The organism is Gottfriedia sp. OAE603 (genome assembly GCF_040543965.1).
Classification (GTDB): Bacteria; Bacillota; Bacilli; order Bacillales; family Bacillaceae_G; genus Gottfriedia; species Gottfriedia solisilvae.
The window spans coordinates 2,266,964-2,283,572 of the sequence record NZ_JBEUNN010000001.1; the positions used below are offsets into that span (position 1 = coordinate 2,266,964).

Sequence of the window (16,609 nt, forward strand, 5' to 3'; positions counted from 1 at the left end):
ACCGGACCTTTTCTACTAGATTATGTTAAGCTGCATTATTAAAGAAAAACTGCCCCCCAACATTTAACAATTGGGGGGCAGTTCAATTATCTATATCATTTTTTGGTAATAAACAATGTCTAACCACTCATCAAATTTCTGACCAGCTTTTTTGATATGTCCTACTTTTTGAAAATCTAATTTTTCATGTAATTTTTCGCTTACTTCATTCCCACTTGTAATACATGAGATAATTGTATGATGACCTAAATCTTTAGCAATTTTTATGATTTCTTCCATTAATTTTTTTGCAAGCCCTTTACGTCTATGCTCTGGGTGTATATAAACAGATAATTCAACTGTATGCTTATAAGCATCCTTTTCTTTAAATTGAGTCAGTGAACAATAGCCAGTAACAAAGTCATTCTCTTTTGAAACAATGACAGGGTATAGCTGTGAATGATGATTAAACCAACCTAACATCTCATCAACGGTCTTTACATTTGTATCAAAAGTTGCAGTTGTGTGGAGTATTGCATCATTATAAATTGTTAGTATTTCTTTAACATCCTCTGCAGTAGCGAATTCGACTGTTGTACTCATTTATAAACCTCATTTCAATTAGATCGTTTAACACTATTTTACCTTGAAACAAAAATAAAATCAGTTATTATCTGTATCATCTCCATATACATGCACAGGGTTTGAGTAAATTTCATATACTGCGATAGTCAAACCGTAAGGAGGTATGGATATGAGTGAAAAAGAAAAAAACACTCCAGAAGAAAAACAAAATCAGTCAGTAGACTTTCAACATTATTTAAAAAAGGTGGACGAATTAATTGATCATTCACCTATTCGTGGTTTATTTGATGAAATTGATAAATTCTTCCACAAGCATGGTGTATTTTCCTCAATAGGCGTTGATATTATCGAAAACGGGGACGAATTAGTCATTCAAGCAAGTCTGCCTGGCGTTAGTAAAGAACAGATTTATATGGATATTGAAGGTACAATCTTAACGATTGGTTTGAAAAATGATGCGACTCAAGAAATAAAAGATGACCAATTAAATTATTCATTTAAAAAATATTCATATAGTCAGTCTCAACGTATTGTAAAGCTACCGTTCCCTATAAACGCAACAACTGCTACTGCAAGCTATGAAAATGGTATGTTAGTGATTAAAGGTCAAAAACTTCCAGAATACCAAAAACAAATCTTTTTAGATTAATTAAATATGCCCATAAAAAAGAACACCAATCATAAAAATGGTGTTCTTTTTTGCTTTAATTTTTCCAAGGTGAGAATCTTTATTGTGTTTTATTTAGTTAACTTTTCAATATCTGATAAAATATCATCAAATGGAACGTTGCTTACACCGCTATATTCTTTTACAATTTTGCCTTTTTGATCAATCAGATAAAATTTTGTACCATGGATTACTTGAGAGTTATTTTCTGGTTTTTTAACGATCGTTTTAAAGTTTTCAGATGCGAATGACTCGATATCTGCTTGAGAATAACCAGTTAAAAAATGCCAGCTTGATAAGTCTGCATTAAATTTTTCGGAATAAGTTTTTAGCGCTTCAGGCGTATCTACTTCAGGGTCAATACTGAATGATACAAAATCAACATCTAAGTTTTTTTCAGCAGCCTTTGATTGTAATTTAGCCATATTTGCAGTCATTGGCGGACAAACTGTTTCACAGCTAGTGAAGATCATATTACTGACCCAAACTTTCCCTTTTAAGTCATCCGTACCAAAGGATTTACCTTCTTGATTTGTGTATGTAAATTTTTCTAAATCCCAATTTAATGGATTTTCAATTTTATTTCCACATCCACTTAAGAATGCTAAGCAAAGCACTAAGATCAGTGGCATCGTTACTAAATACTTTTTCATCTAATATCCCCCTAGGTCGCGTTGTACTTGTTTATTGTAACAAATGCTTATCCTCCTTTCTAACAATTTAGACGTATTTACATAATTTTTTAAGAATTTGTGTAAGAAATTTTACAAACCAAATGTAGAATGGTACATATGAACAAATAATCTTCTAGAGTGGATTTCAAAATGTATTTGAAATGAGTTGGCGGGTCATCAAAAATCTTATTGGATTGAATATTACATTTGTCCCAGCTCAACATTGGACAAAAAGAACTTTATCTGATGCACATTGTTCACATTGGGGAGGATTTGTTTTCGAAACGAAAGATGAATGCATTTTATTATGCTGGGGATTTGGATATTTTTCAGGCTTTAAAGAAATAGGAAAAAGATTTCAGGTAGATACGGCATTACTGCCAATAGGTCCATACGAACCCGAATGGTTTATGAAGCACGACTATATGTCTCCTGAGGAAGCAGTAACTGCTTTTCTAGATCTGAATGCCAATCAATTTATACCGATGCACTATGGTACATTTAAATTAGCAGATGATATACCACAAGAAGCAATTGATAGATTAATAAATGCTTGAAAAGAAAATCAAATCGCTGAAGATCAATTAAAAATTGCACTACTTGGTGAAACAATTTTTCCATTGATCAATTCAAATATAAAAAAGAAGAAGCCTCATTTTAGACTTCTTTAAACGTTTACAAATTTATTCGGTATAAAAGACGAATCCAATTGCACCTTCACCAGTATGTGTACTAATAACCGGCGTAGTATAACCAGGTTCAGGAATATTAAAACTCGTAAATTTTTGAACAGATTCTTTTAATGAATTTGCTAATTCTGGTGCTTCGGCGTGTAAAATTCCAACACCACTTACCGTTTTCCCATTCGTATCTTGCTCGAAGTATTTCGTTAAGGTTTTTACTACTTGCGAATGATTTCGAACTTTTCCAACTGGTGAATAAACACCACCCTCTAATGAAGCAATTGGTTTAATACTTAATAAAGAACCAAGAAATGCTTTACCTTTTCCAATTCTTCCGCCCTTAACTAAATGATCAAGTGTATCTACCATAATATATAAGTAAGTGTTTTCTTTGATTTTTGTAAGTCTTGATACTATTTCTTCAACACTTGCATTTTGATTTGCCATTTTCGCGGCTTCAACAACTTGAAATGCCATTGCTTGTGTAATAAATGCAGAATCAATAACAGTTACATCACCATCAACCATATTAGCTGCAGCACAAGCAGTTGAATATGTTCCACTCATTCCACTTGTTAAATGGATTGATATGACTTTACTCCCATCTGCAGTTAATTTCTCATATGTTTCTACAAATTTACCGACCGCTGGCTGTGATGTTTTTGGCAACTCATTTGATTTTTTCATTTCTTGAATAAATTGCTTTGGAGATATGTCAATACCATCCAAATAAGTTTCACCATTTATTTGTATTGATAATGGAATAACATTTATATGTAAATTTTCAATTTCTTCTTTTAATAAATCTGCGGTAGAATCAGTAACAATTTTAATTTTTGACATTTATACATCTCTCTTTTCCATCATTCTCATAATCCTAAAAAAGTAATTATCATTTTTTCAAAGTAATTTCATTATAACATTATTAATTTAACAAAACATTAATTATTAAGGTGAAGAATAGTACATCCTAATCAATTGTTACAAATTTTTGTCTTAATTGAGTGGAGTAGCAAAAAAAAATCTAGTACTTTTGACTTGATTTATTAGTTACTACTGATAACTCTTAGAATATTCCATTTGATCAACACATGTAAACCAGTAAGCAGATAGTCTTATAATTTTTGTTAATCTAAATGGACTATAGCCTTTCTGCAGCTACCAGCTGATTTTTGCACCTTCCATTGTTAATCAAATTCTGTCTTTAAAGTCACAAATTAACATTAATCAATTATAAAAAACCTTAAAAAATAAAAAAACTCGGTAAAATACCGAGTTTCGATCATTTATTTGCTAGATTTTTTGTCGTCTTTGTCTTCTAATAAATCATTTGTAAGTCCTTGAGTTGAACGCTTAAATTCTTTAAGAGTTTCCCCAAATGCTTTACCGATCTCAGGTAGTTTTTTTGGACCAAATATTATTAAAGCTAATACTAAAATTAATATTAAACCTGGAACACCTATGTTAGCCATTATTTTCCCCCAACTTCCATCCACGAATAAAAAGTAAGTACTTTTTGCCTTACTTTCCTTATATAGTAATATTGTCAAAAATATCGTCGTTCGTCAAATCATTTTATAAAAAATTAAACATTTATAATAATATTTGCTGATTTAGTTTACATAATATTATTATTTGGTGTAAAATTTGGATATTTAATAAAAGTCGAATTACAGACTTTTTTCGAATTGTCTATACTCTTCTTCAGTACCTGGCACTGTTAGTTTACCCTCTAGAATTTGGTCTTTATACAAATTAACTTTTTTTAAAATGCTATCTTCAATATTATCCTTAGCTTTAACAAGTTTAATGCCGTCCTCATTGAGTCCATAGAGTAATGTTTTACCACCTTGGAACTGATGATTTTTTGATTGAATTGAAACATCATATACTACTTTATCGAAACGTTTGACGACCGAAATGAGTGTAACATTTTCTGGTAATCCTAGTTGATATTGGTCTTGGTCTACACCAATCACCCAAACATCCTGCTTTTGCTCTTTCTTTCGATTTTTTGCTTCTTTAAAAACACCTATTCCTGTTGATCCTGCTGCTTGAAAAATTATATCTACACCTTGATTAAAAAGATTAGCAGCTATTTTAGTTCCAATTTTGGGTTGTTCATATGTTTTTGCATTTTTAGTAAATACTTCAACATGTTGATCGGTCATTTTCACACCAGAGAGAAAACCATATTTAAAACGATTAATCGAATCGTTATTACTACCACCAATAAAACCTACTTTTTTCGTTTTCGTTTTCATTGCTGCAATCACTCCCGCTAAAAAACTACCCTCATTTTCTTTAAAGAGGATGCTAACCGTATTTGGTTGATAAACTTTTGAATCAATGATTGCAAAATTGGTATGATTATATTTTTTTGAAACACTGTTTACAGCATAATCTATGTTATAGCCTGTTCCAAAAATTAGTTGATAATCTTTTTTCGCTAATTTTCTCAAATTTTTTTCAAGTTTATATTCACTAGTAGAATCAATTTTTTGGTATTCTTTTTTTACATTTATATTTTCTTCTTTTGCAAATTTGCTTATGCCTTCTTCCATAAATGCTTGATTAAAATATTGATCATCTATTCCATAAGTATTTGAAACAAATCCTATATTATAGTTTTCTTTTGATGTATTTTTATCATCACATGCAGAGATAGTGACTGCAAATAAAGTTATTACTACTAATGCAGTCCTCCATCTATTCATTACCCTTCACCTCATTTTTTCGTAATATTTATAGTATGAATACGAAAATCATGTTTTATGTAAAAAAATAGTAGGAATCAGTGACTTGTCAAACGAAGTCTCAGTTTCCTACTTTATTATTTCTTTATTCAAATGTTCCTTTTACTAATAATTCCCCATTTTGTAGCATGACTCTACCTTTTGAAATAACCGTTTCTATTTCTAAAGTCTTTTTATTTAGGAAGACAAGATCAGCATCATAACCTTCATTGATTTGTCCTTTATTTTGTAATTTTAAAATTCTAGCCGGATTACTCGTTATAACCTTTAACGCTTCCTCTATTGGTATTCCTTCGATAATAATAGCGTCTTTTACCTCTTGATATAAACTATTTACTCTACCAATCTTCATGCCGCGTAATACACCATTTTCATCGAAATCGGGTAGACTGGCTTGGCCATCTGAAGTAAATGTTATTTGCTCAATATTTACACCACTATTTAACATACGTTTTAATCCAACGCTACATTTTACTTCTCCATTTTCAATGAAGTGTGGAATTGTGCTCGTTGTAAAATCAACGTATCCTCCTTTTTTGGCGTATTGTATACCTGCTTCAAATAAATAGCTATTTCTATTAATATGTGTTGGATAAAACTGAGTAATTGGTAATTCAGTTTCGTCAATGATCTCTTCAATCATAGAAAGCATTGCTTTACTATCTCCAATATGTAAATTTACGACACCTGATTTACCAGATAGTAAGCCCCCATTTCGCGCCTCAGCTGCTATTCTAGCCAATTCATGCTTCGTAGGCTGCGAAGATCTATGATCAGAAATAGCTATTTCTCCTACCCCTATTATTTTATCAATTAATATAATATCTTCTTCAATTTTAGAGAAAAGTGTTTTCACAGGTGTTTGGTAAGAGCCAGTATAAACAAATGAAGTAATACCTTCCTCTTCTAAAGCTCGACATTTTGCTAAAAGACTAGGCATTGTTCGGGTTGTCCCATCGGTTCCAAGAACGCCAATTACGGTCGTAATCCCACTTTTAATACAATCTGAAAGTAATAGCTCCGGTGTTCTAGTTTTAAATCCACCTTCACCGCCTCCACCTATTAAATGAACATGTGAATCGATAAAGCCAGGCACAATATAACAATTTGATGCATCCAATATTTGTAGAGGCAATGATGTATTTTCAAGTACTAATTTTTTTTGTATAAATGCAATTTTATCATTGGAAACTAAAATATCTTGCTCGCCTTTTGCTGTCGGTGAGTAAACTTCACCATTTTTTATTAGAATCATACCATCCTCCAAAATGTTATAATCGTTTGATTTTAGGTTATCATATTTAAATGATAAAATGTTAGATATTCAGTCGGGCAACTACTAGTAACCATGGCTAATTTGAAGAAACTTTTTATCATATTTGTTATAGGAGGCTATTTTATGAAGAGAGAACTGAAAGAAGAAATAGCAAATGCAATCACTCATGGTATTGGCGCAATATTAAGTATTCCCGCATTGATTTTATTAATCATAAAAGCAATTAATTATGGAAGTGCTTGGCATATTGTTTCCTTTACGATTTTTGGAGCAACTATGCTTTTACTCTATATTTGTTCTACACTTCTTCATAGCATTCGTCATCCTAATATGGTAAGGATTTTTACAATATTAGACCACTCTGCTATTTATTTATTAATTGCTGGCACATATACGCCTTTTTTACTAGTTACATTGAGAGGTACAATAGGCTGGACATTATTTACAATCATTTGGACATTAGCTGTTTCAGGTGTCTTTTTTAAATTTATTTTTGTTAATCGATTTGAATTAATGTCAACAATCGTCTACTTAATAATGGGCTGGCTCATCATTTTTGCAATTAAACCAATTTATTATGGGATAACAGGTGATGGATTTTTCTATTTATTATTAGGTGGATTATTATATTCGGTAGGTTCTGTCTTTTTTCTCGCAAAAAAAATACCCTATAGTCATGCAATTTGGCATCTTTTTGTCTTATTAGGAAGTGCATCGATGTATATATGTGTGTTTAAGTTTGTAGTTTAAAAGAGGCAGTTTTCGTATTATATTGCTAATTAAGAGTGCGTAAGTCTTTTTTTATTCTAAAAGGAATCCTTTTATATAGAAAAGCGTCAAAAAACTCATTCTAAATAAATGGGTTCCTTTTATTAGTAGATAATATAAATAATTTAGGAGATGCAATTCCCAGTTGAATTAGCATCTCCTTATTTTTTTCTTTTCAATAATTATGAAAGTAACGAGAAAACTTACTATGAATTGGCGATGCCAATCTTATATTAATTTATAAACAAAATTCGCTTTTTCAACTATTTTCACTGCATGTTTTACTAACTGAGCAGCAAGTAATTCAAGCATTAAATAGTTTCGATCCCGACTCCAAAATCAGGGAATTCACTTAATTTTGGTATGGTCTAATATGTTTCTATTTCTCTTCCTAAGTTAATTATACCATGTAAAAAAAAGTTAATATAGACTGTTTATTAGCATTTTCTACTGCTAAAATCAATAGAACATTAATGGTTAGGAGAGATGATGAATGAGTTCTTTGGTTATCGATTTTCAAGAGATTGAAAATAAACAGCTTTTGCTCGTTGGTGGTAAAGGGTTAAATTTAGGGGAATTATCAAAAATCCCTGGAATAAAAGTGCCAGTAGGATTTTGTATAACAACCGTAGGATATCAAAATGCCATCGAACAAAACGTAACGTATCGTGCTTTGTTGGATCAATTATCATCGCTAACATTAGAAGATCGGGATCAAATTAGTGATTTCAGCAGTCAGATTCGACAAGTCATTATGGAAATAGAGATTCCCTCAAATGTTGTGAATGAAGTTACTCACTATCTCTCCCAATATGGTGAAGAGTATGCTTATGCAGTGCGATCTAGTGCAACAGCTGAAGATTTACCACATGCCTCATTCGCTGGACAACAAGACACCTATTTAAATATCATCGGTAAAGAAGCAATCTTGCAGCATATCAGCAAATGTTGGGCTTCCCTATTTACAGACCGTGCGGTAATCTACAGAATGCAAAACGGATTTGACCACAAACAAGTATATTTATCGGTTATCGTCCAAAGGATGGTTTTCCCAAAGGCTTCAGGCATTTTATTTACCGCTGATCCAATTACTTCTAGCCGAAAACTACTTTCAATCGATGCCAGTTTTGGGCTAGGTGAAGCATTGGTCTCAGGACTGGTATCTGCGGATTGTTATAAAGTACAGCAAGATGAAATCGTCAGTAAGATGATCTCAACTAAAAAGTTGGCCATCTATGCTAAAGAAGAAGGTGGAACAGAGACAAAGTGGATCTCGCCTGATCTCCAAAAGTCTCAAACACTTACTGAATCACAAATTTTGCAACTTGCACGGTTAGGAAGACAGATTGAAGCTTATTTTGGTTGCCCACAAGATATTGAGTGGTGCTTGGTTGATGATACATTTTATATTGTACAAAGTCGGCCAATCACTACTTTATATCCAATCCCTGAACCTAGTGATCAAGAAAATCATGTTTATGTATCTGTCGGCCACCAACAAATGATGACAGACCCCTTAAAACCTTTGGGAATGTCAATATACGAGTTAACATCTTTTGGACCGAGGTTTAAAGCTGGTGGAAGAATGTTTGTTGATGTCACACATATGCTAGCTACACCTGGCAACAGAGATAAGTTTTTAGATACCATGGGACACCATGATCCGCTCATGAAAGACGCACTTATGACCATAGTAAAGCGAAATGATTTCATAAAATCTTTACCAAATAAAAAGCAAGAACAGAGTTCCAATAAAAATGTTCCTCCCTCTGATTCACAAGTACCATTCGAAAATAATCCGACCATAGTTTCTGAATTGATTAATAAGAATCAAGCATCGGTAGAAGAATTAAAGCAAAACATCCAAATGAAATCAGGAACAGATTTATTAGAATTTATAAAAGAGGACATTCAACAATTAAAGAAGATATTATTTGATCCACAAAGTACAGCTGTATTTATGGCTGCTATAAATGCCTCAACTTGGATTAATGAAAAAATGAACGATTGGTTAGGTGAAAAAAACGTAGCAGATACGCTTTCACAATCTGTACCAAACAATATTACTTCAGAAATGGGTTTAGCATTATTAGATGTTGCAGATGTGATTCGTCCTTATCCAGAAGTAATTGATTATTTACATGATGTAAAAGATGATACGTTCTTGGATGAATTGATTAGGTTTGAAGGTGGACAAAAAATCCAAGAAGCTATTTTTGCTTATTTGAATAAATACGGAATGCGTTGTAGTGGAGAAATTGATATTTCTAAAACACGTTGGAGTGAAAAACCAATAATACTCGTACCTATGATTCTTAATAACATCAAAAACTTTGAGCCTAATACTAGTAAACGGATATTTGAGCAAGGACGACAGGAAGCTTTGGAAAAAGAACAGGAGTTAATAGAACGATTGAAGCAATTACCAGATGGTGATTTAAAAGCTAAAGAGACAAAAGAAAAAATCAGCCTGATCCGGAATTTCATCGGTTATCGCGAATATCCAAAATACGGTATGATTAATCGCTACTTTGTATATAAACAATCTATACTGAAGGAAGCAAACAAACTCTTACACAACAATGTAATTCATGAAATAGAAGATATATTCTATCTCACTCTTGAAGAACTTCAAGAAGTCGTACGCACAAATAAACTGGATTATCAAATCATCAACAAACGAAAAGATGAGTATACATTATTTGAAAAACTAACTCCCCCTCGTGTAATCACATCCGATGGTGAAATCATTACTGGTGCTTACAAACGAGAAAACCTCCCAGACAAAGCGATTGTTGGTCTACCAGTTTCTTCTGGTATAATTGAAGGACGTGCACGTGTCATTTTAAACATGGAAGATGCTGATTTAAAGGATGGAGATATTTTAGTCACCACATTTACTGACCCTAGTTGGACACCATTGTTTGTGTCGATAAAAGGACTCGTCACAGAAGTTGGTGGACTAATGACCCATGGAGCAGTGATCGCACGTGAATATGGATTACCAGCAGTTGTTGGAGTAGAAAATGCCGCTAAAGTGATAAAAGACGGTCAACAAATTCGTGTGAATGGTACAGATGGGTATATCGAAATACTGTAAGTGCTAAGAAAATACAGAATATATTAGTCGCACCGTTCTAATGTATTCTATTACTGTATATGTTTCTTTTAAAAAGAACTGAGTATCAGAAATAAAAGGCATTGCCAGTTGGCAATGCCTTTATTTCTTAAATCAAAAATTTAGCTATATTGCTAAATCTATTGAAAAATGTTTTTACTTTTAATTTTTTCACTCAAGCGAACAGGAAGTAAATATAGGTATTTTTAATATTGTTCGATTATATCTTTAATATAGTTTGTTAGTTCCTTTGCATCTTTCATACCGATTTGTTCAGGATAAACAGGTGGGAAAACTTTCAAAGTAACATTAGCGGGTTTGATTCTATTACCATTTGCCTCTAAAATATTGTAAGTTCCTTCGATTCTAATAGGGATAACAGGTACACCTGATTTTGTAGCTAGATGAAGGCTACCAGATTTAAATTCACCCATTTGACTCCCTTTACTTCTTGTACCTTCAGGGAAAATGACTAATGAATGACCATTTTTCAGTTTTTCTACACCGTCTTTTATCGCCATTAATGATTGTCTACGATCACTTCTATCCATAAAAACGCAATGCATTTGTTCCATCCAACCTGGAACGATTGGTAATTTAGTTATTTCCATTTTTGCAATAAAGCCGATCGGCTTGTTTAAATACCCTAATAGTAAAGGAATATCAAAATTACTCTGATGATTACTTACAAATAAAACTGACTGATCCTTTGGGATATTTTCTAATCCTTCTACCGTAACTTTACTCCCTGTGCATCCGATCATCATCTTTCCAAAATAATCAGGGAATTGGTGCATTTTACGATCTCTTTCATGTACAGGTAACTCTTTTGGTAATTTTTTAACTGCCGGTAATTTAAGCTTAGCCTCTATAACACCAGCGACGATACGCGTTGCAGCATATAATGTGCGAAACATATGATTCCTCCGTAAATTGAATATGTTAATTATTATACAAAATGCACTTACACTTGAAAAGTATTTACCATTTTATACTGAATTTACGTTCTAAAAATAAAAAAAGGAATCGGCTTTTTCAGCCAATTCCCTTTAATTAAATTATCTTTAGTTTGAAACTTTAACTGCACTAAATTCTCTTGCTACTACTTTAGCTTTTTCGATTGCGTCAGCTTTAATATCAGCTGCTTTGTCTGGCATAGCTGCCATTCCTTCTACGAAAAGAGTAGTTACATCAGACACACCAACGAAGTTTAAAGCATTTTTTAAGAATGAGCTACTGAAGTCGATTGCTGCTCCAGGACCTTCTGAATAAACACCGCCACTAGCTTGAATGTGTAATGCTTTTTTGTTTTCTAATAATCCGATTGGACCATTTTCAGTATATTTAAAAGTTTGGCCAGCAACAGTAAAGTTGTCGATAAAGTTTTTCACAACAGCTGGGAAACCAAAGTTCCATAATGGTGTTACGAATACATATTCGTCAGCTTGTGAGAATAACTCAAGATTTTTCCCCATTGCCGCAATCTTTGCTTGCTGTTCAGCACTTAGATCTTCAAAAGAAGTACCGCTTCCTAATTTACCCCATGCATCTAAAACAGATCCATCAATCATTGGAACATTTTCTTTAAATAAGTCAAAGTGAACAACCTCATTTGTAGGATTCACTTGTTTGTATTCGTTAATAAATGCTTCCCCAACAGATAGCCCAAATGAATTTTCAATCGCATTTGGATTTGCAGTAATGTAAAGTAATTTTGTCATATTATTCTTCCTCTCAGTTTCATTTATCTTTAATTCGAGATATAATACAGAAAATAAAGGGATGTTTAAATCCCTTATCCTCATAATAATATCTTTAATTCAAGATGTCAACAGTTTTTCATAAACAAAATATGTAAACTTTATTTTTGATTTTTCATCAATTTGTTCTTCAGATCTTGATTTGATAATCCATTCATTTCTGTCGAACTCAGGAAAGAAAGTATCACCTTCAAATTGGTGGTGAATTTCAGTTATATATAATGTATCAAAATAGGGAAAAGCCATTTTAAATAATTCTGCCCCACCAATTATAAATAGAACTTCTTCTTTATGTTCGTTCAAATATTCTTCTAGATTATTTATAACTGTTACACCTTCCGCTGCGTAATCTGGCTGTCTTGTAACTACGACATTTTTACGATTTGGAAGTGGTCGTCCAATTGATTCATATGTTTTTCTACCCATGATAATCGTATGGCCAGTTGTTATTTGTTTAAAGTACTTCAATTCCTGAGGTAAATGCCAAGGTAAATCATTATGAATACCTATGACATTTCCTTCACTCATAGCAACAATTGCAGCAATCATACACTAACAACCCCTTTAATAGCCGGGTGTGAATCGTAATCTTCTAAAGTAAAATCTTCAAATGTAAAATCAAAAATATTTTTGATTTCAGGGTTTATCTTCATTTTTGGTAAGCTCTTTGGCTCTCTAGTTAGTTGTAAATTTATTTGTTCAAGGTGATTCGTGTAAATATGTGCATCACCAAATGTATGAACAAAATCACCTAATTCTAAATCACATACTTGCGCAATCATCATCGTTAAAAGAGCGTAAGAAGCAATATTAAATGGCACACCTAGAAAAATATCCGCAGAACGTTGATATAGTTGACATGAAAGCTTGCCATTGTTTACATAAAATTGAAAGAAACAATGACACGGTGCTAAAGCCATTTTATCCAGCTCACCAACATTCCAAGCTGACACTATTAGTCTTCTTGAATCAGGATTCGTTTTAATTTGTTCAATTACTTCTGATATTTGGTCGGTTGTTGTTCCATCAATCGATTGCCATGATCTCCATTGGTGACCATAGACTGGGCCTAATTCTCCGTTTTCATCAGCCCACTCATTCCAGATTCTCACACCATTTTCTTGCAAATAGCGAATATTGGTTTCACCTTTCAAAAACCATAATAACTCATGAATGATTGATTTTAAATGAACCTTTTTTGTAGTGACTAACGGAAAGCCTTCTTGGAGGTTAAAACGCATTTGATAACCGAATGTACTTATTGTACCAGTTCCAGTTCGGTCTGTTTTTGTCATTCCATTATCTAGTACATGTTTACATAATTCTAAGTATTGCTTCATATTGACCCTCCTAAGCTTTTTAACTTTCGACGAACTATATATATTTTAAAGGTTTCCAAAGCTTTTTTCTAATCATTTTTCAATATAACCAAAATGAAATTCAGAAGTTTTTCTGATCAATTGCGTAAATCCATATTTTTTAAAACGTTCGCTTTTAAAATGATCCTTTAAAACTACTCGTTTTCTTGCTACTCTTTTCGCTTGTTCGATAACTTCATATGTTAAATCATCATAGTTTGCTAGCAGTTTTAGCCCAGCAATTCCGCTTGAAGCTTCAATATTCGATTCAAACATCGGGTCAAAATAGACAACATCAAACGAATCATCTGCTAAATTTGCCAAATAACTTTTATAATCGATATTTTCAACAATAATTCGATTGGTTATTTTTGTCCAATCTGAGATATTTTGTTGATTTGTTTGAAGTCCTTTTGAAGTCAAATATGCAATAATTGGACTTTTTTCTAGTCCTACTACCACACCAGAATCTCCTACCACAAAACTCCCTACAATACTATCTGAAGCCATCCCTAGCGTACAATCGAGTAATGAGTCACCCTTTAATAATAAACTAGCATCACAAAAAGGATCATGTTCTCCTTTTATGAGTCTTCTAATTCTAAAAACTGAAGAATTAGGATGGAAGAAAAATGGTGCAGTTTGTCCATTTTCATACCATTCTAGTCTCTTCTTCCCTACGACAAGTATTGGTTCGTTCCATTTATCGTAAAGTTCTTCTAAGCTAAATTCTTTTCTAGCTACTGTTTTACTATGCAAATCTGTTGCAATTTCCTGTGCTTGTTTCGTTAGTAATGAAGTTGGTCTTAGGCAAGTTGTTACGATCATATGTCTCCTTACATTAAGAAAAAAGAGGAAAATTCCTCTTTTTACATTTGGCTAAATATTGATTGAATTCTTGCTTTAATGTCTTCTGGACTAGAACCTTCAATCTGTTCTCTTGGGATGAAACCTACTACTTCTTTACCTTTGAAAACTGCCATTGAAGGTGAAGATGGTGCAAAATCAGCTAAGTATTCTCTTAGTGTAGAAGTTGCTTCTTTATCTTGTCCAGCAAAAACAGTCATTGCATGTGCTGGTTTTTTTTCTGAGTCTATAAGCGCTTGAACTGCAGATGGTCTTGCTAATCCAGCTGCACATCCACAAACAGAATTAATGACGAAAAAAGCTGTATCCTCTAAATTATTCATAAATGATTCTACTTCTTCACTTGAAGTTAATTCAGTAAAACCGTTTGAAGTTAATTCTTCCCTCATTGGTTTTACAATACCTTTCATATACTCATCATATGCATTCATTGTTTTATTCCCCTTTATTGTTTTCTGATTTCATTTTTTCTGTCATTTGTTTCCAAACTGATCCTAAAGCTTCTTCACCATTCTCTATTCGATGTAAAGCAAGCTGAACTTGTAATTTCACTTCAAATTCTGGATCATCTAGCGCTTCTTTCAAAGCTGGAATAGCACTTTCATCTCCCACTTCAAATAAAAACATTGCTGCACGCCATCTTACTAATTTACTAGGATCTTTTAAAGCTTCAATCATAGCAGGTGTAGCCTCTTCAAATCCTAAATCAGACAAACAGTCTCCTGCTATGCGTCTAACACCTACAGCTTTATCCTTTAATGCCTCATATAAATAAGGTAAGACTAATTCTGATTTTATCATACCTAGATATGCTGTTGCTAACCTTCTGATTGAAACATGCTCATCTTTTAAGGCGATTTCTAGAAGTGGCAAATCTTCAATTGTTGGATTCACCTTAACAAACCGTGCATATCTCTTTTTCCAGTCAGTTTCACTAAAAATATCCATCGTAAAGGGCTCGAATTTTGGAGCTTCAATGTTTTCTTTCACTGCCGTTTCACTATTCATAACTTCATTTACAATTGTTTGTATGTCTTGTTCTGTGTGAGTAGCTGTTAATTCGTCAATTATTTCTTTTTCAATCGTAGACAACTCTCCATATCGAATGCCATAGTCTACCCATTGTCTTTCAAATACGACATTTGATGCCGCTGAAGTAAGCTTCATGATTGCTTCTTTATAAAATGGTGGTAATGCAGCTCTTTGTTCTTCTCCATTTACAATTAGTTTTAATTGCATAGGGATATTATGATACATTTGTACGAATACTTGAACTTCTCCAAAATGAGAATCAATTTGATGATCATCCTCAATTTTTGTGTCATTCAATTCTTCACCAAATACATTGCGTACTTGTTGTAATATATTTTGCCAGTTTGCATTTGATTTTCTATCGATTGCTAAAAAATCAGATACATGATATACACTTTTAACGCCGTCAATCGATAATATATCTTTAATAATTGCTGGTGCCTTATCTACATTATCTAAGGAATAATGATTTCTACTACCAGATGGTAATTCTTCATCTAGTAACACCTTCATCGTATTTGGACTAGGTGTTGGTTCAATTGATTTAATCTTCATCGTGATCTCCTCTTCTTGTTTTCATTATCATCATCTTATCAAAAAGAGGAGAAACTCACTATTGTAATGCATTCACAAATTTTTCAAATTCAGAAGCATTTGAATTGCTTACATTTTGAGCTTTCTCATCAAATTGACTAGTTAATAGGTGAACATTTTCAGCAACTACATCAGTTACAAAAACTTGTTTATCCTGCTCGTTAACATAACTTGAAGTTTTCAGTATTCCTTCAACTGATACTTCCATTCCCTTTTTACCTTTTTTAACAACATATTCTGCTGTCTGACCCCATAACTTAATAGAAACATAATTCGTTTTGTTTCTTTTCATATGTGCATTGTAAGTAGTTGTAGCGATACTAATAAAAGTTGATTTCTTTCCAGTATTAGTAGTTTGTAACATTGGTGCTTTTGTTAATCTTCCTAAAATGACAACATGATTAATCATTATGACCATCTCCTTTTTTTACTACAATACACTTTTCAACGTAAAGCGTAAAAACATGGAAATGGACTTTTATATTATATTAT

General features: G+C 32.7%; 18 protein-coding genes. 4 read left to right on the forward strand and 14 right to left on the reverse strand.

The features are described from left to right. Positions 1 to 90 precede the first annotated feature (90 nt). Positions 91 to 582, reverse strand: a complete 492-nt coding sequence (locus ABID96_RS11400) for a GNAT family N-acetyltransferase (RefSeq protein WP_192602156.1) — start codon at positions 580 to 582, stop codon at positions 91 to 93. Between the two features lie 151 nt (positions 583 to 733). Between ABID96_RS11400 and ABID96_RS11405 the strand changes: the two genes are divergently transcribed. Further along, positions 734 to 1,213, forward strand: a complete 480-nt coding sequence (locus ABID96_RS11405) for an Hsp20/alpha crystallin family protein (protein ID WP_192602157.1) — start codon at positions 734 to 736, stop codon at positions 1,211 to 1,213. Between the two features lie 89 nt (positions 1,214 to 1,302). Here ABID96_RS11405 and ABID96_RS11410 read toward each other — a convergent pair whose 3' ends face one another. Next, positions 1,303 to 1,884 (reverse strand): SCO family protein, encoded by a 582-nt coding sequence (locus tag ABID96_RS11410; RefSeq protein ID WP_192602158.1) that lies wholly within the window; start codon positions 1,882 to 1,884, stop codon positions 1,303 to 1,305. Between the two features lie 182 nt (positions 1,885 to 2,066). Between ABID96_RS11410 and ABID96_RS11415 the strand changes: the two genes are divergently transcribed. Continuing rightward, entirely contained in the window at positions 2,067 to 2,462 is a 396-nt protein-coding gene (locus ABID96_RS11415; protein WP_377896867.1) for an MBL fold metallo-hydrolase, read from the forward strand. A gap of 126 nt (positions 2,463 to 2,588) precedes the next feature. On the opposite strand, the gene ABID96_RS11420 is transcribed toward ABID96_RS11415, so the two are convergent. From ABID96_RS11420 to iadA, 4 genes are all read right to left on the reverse strand, one after another. After that, positions 2,589 to 3,431 (reverse strand): DegV family protein, encoded by an 843-nt coding sequence (locus tag ABID96_RS11420; protein WP_192602159.1) that lies wholly within the window; start codon positions 3,429 to 3,431, stop codon positions 2,589 to 2,591. Between the two features lie 443 nt (positions 3,432 to 3,874). Then, positions 3,875 to 4,063, reverse strand: a complete 189-nt coding sequence (gene tatA, locus ABID96_RS11425) for a twin-arginine translocase TatA/TatE family subunit (protein WP_087999578.1) — start codon at positions 4,061 to 4,063, stop codon at positions 3,875 to 3,877. 195 nt (positions 4,064 to 4,258) lie between these two features. After that, positions 4,259 to 5,305 carry a BMP family lipoprotein gene (locus ABID96_RS11430; RefSeq protein ID WP_192602160.1) on the reverse strand — a complete coding sequence of 349 codons (1,047 nt, stop codon included), beginning with the start codon at positions 5,303 to 5,305 and terminating at the stop codon, positions 4,259 to 4,261. 124 nt (positions 5,306 to 5,429) lie between these two features. Then, on the reverse strand, positions 5,430 to 6,599 hold the full coding sequence (gene iadA / locus ABID96_RS11435; RefSeq protein WP_192602161.1) for a beta-aspartyl-peptidase: 1,170 nt from the start codon (positions 6,597 to 6,599) through the stop codon (positions 5,430 to 5,432). A gap of 144 nt (positions 6,600 to 6,743) precedes the next feature. Between iadA and trhA the strand changes: the two genes are divergently transcribed. Together trhA and ppsA are read left to right on the forward strand one after the other, a co-directional pair. Further along, entirely contained in the window at positions 6,744 to 7,370 is a 627-nt protein-coding gene (gene trhA, locus ABID96_RS11440; RefSeq protein ID WP_192602162.1) for a PAQR family membrane homeostasis protein TrhA, read from the forward strand. A gap of 511 nt (positions 7,371 to 7,881) precedes the next feature. Then, complete coding sequence (ppsA, locus tag ABID96_RS11445) at positions 7,882 to 10,488, forward strand: phosphoenolpyruvate synthase (protein WP_192602163.1); 2,607 nt, start codon at positions 7,882 to 7,884, stop codon at positions 10,486 to 10,488. 224 nt (positions 10,489 to 10,712) lie between these two features. On the opposite strand, the gene ABID96_RS11450 is transcribed toward ppsA, so the two are convergent. The 8 genes from ABID96_RS11450 to ABID96_RS11485 all read right to left on the reverse strand — a co-directional run bounded on the left by ABID96_RS11450 (position 10,713) and on the right by ABID96_RS11485 (position 16,526). Next, entirely contained in the window at positions 10,713 to 11,423 is a 711-nt protein-coding gene (locus tag ABID96_RS11450) for a lysophospholipid acyltransferase family protein (protein ID WP_192602164.1), read from the reverse strand. Positions 11,424 to 11,570: 147 nt separating this feature from the next. Then, positions 11,571 to 12,227: an FMN-dependent NADH-azoreductase gene (locus ABID96_RS11455; protein ID WP_192602165.1), complete on the reverse strand. Its 657-nt coding sequence runs from the start codon at positions 12,225 to 12,227 to the stop codon at positions 11,571 to 11,573. 99 nt (positions 12,228 to 12,326) lie between these two features. Continuing rightward, positions 12,327 to 12,815 (reverse strand): dihydrofolate reductase, encoded by a 489-nt coding sequence (locus ABID96_RS11460; protein WP_192602166.1) that lies wholly within the window; start codon positions 12,813 to 12,815, stop codon positions 12,327 to 12,329. Beyond that, on the reverse strand, positions 12,812 to 13,606 hold the full coding sequence (locus ABID96_RS11465; protein ID WP_192602167.1) for a thymidylate synthase: 795 nt from the start codon (positions 13,604 to 13,606) through the stop codon (positions 12,812 to 12,814). The genes ABID96_RS11460 and ABID96_RS11465 overlap by 4 nt, the downstream gene beginning before the upstream one ends. Before the next feature lie 72 nt (positions 13,607 to 13,678). Continuing rightward, positions 13,679 to 14,452: a class I SAM-dependent methyltransferase gene (locus tag ABID96_RS11470; RefSeq protein WP_192602168.1), complete on the reverse strand. Its 774-nt coding sequence runs from the start codon at positions 14,450 to 14,452 to the stop codon at positions 13,679 to 13,681. Positions 14,453 to 14,493: 41 nt separating this feature from the next. After that, a complete protein-coding gene (locus tag ABID96_RS11475; RefSeq protein ID WP_192602169.1) occupies positions 14,494 to 14,922 on the reverse strand; it encodes a BrxA/BrxB family bacilliredoxin in 429 nt (142 codons plus the stop codon). Between the two features lie 4 nt (positions 14,923 to 14,926). Further along, positions 14,927 to 16,078 carry a conserved virulence factor C family protein gene (locus tag ABID96_RS11480; RefSeq protein WP_192602170.1) on the reverse strand — a complete coding sequence of 384 codons (1,152 nt, stop codon included), beginning with the start codon at positions 16,076 to 16,078 and terminating at the stop codon, positions 14,927 to 14,929. Between the two features lie 58 nt (positions 16,079 to 16,136). After that, positions 16,137 to 16,526 (reverse strand): single-stranded DNA-binding protein, encoded by a 390-nt coding sequence (locus ABID96_RS11485; RefSeq protein ID WP_192602171.1) that lies wholly within the window; start codon positions 16,524 to 16,526, stop codon positions 16,137 to 16,139. Positions 16,527 to 16,609 lie beyond the last annotated feature (83 nt).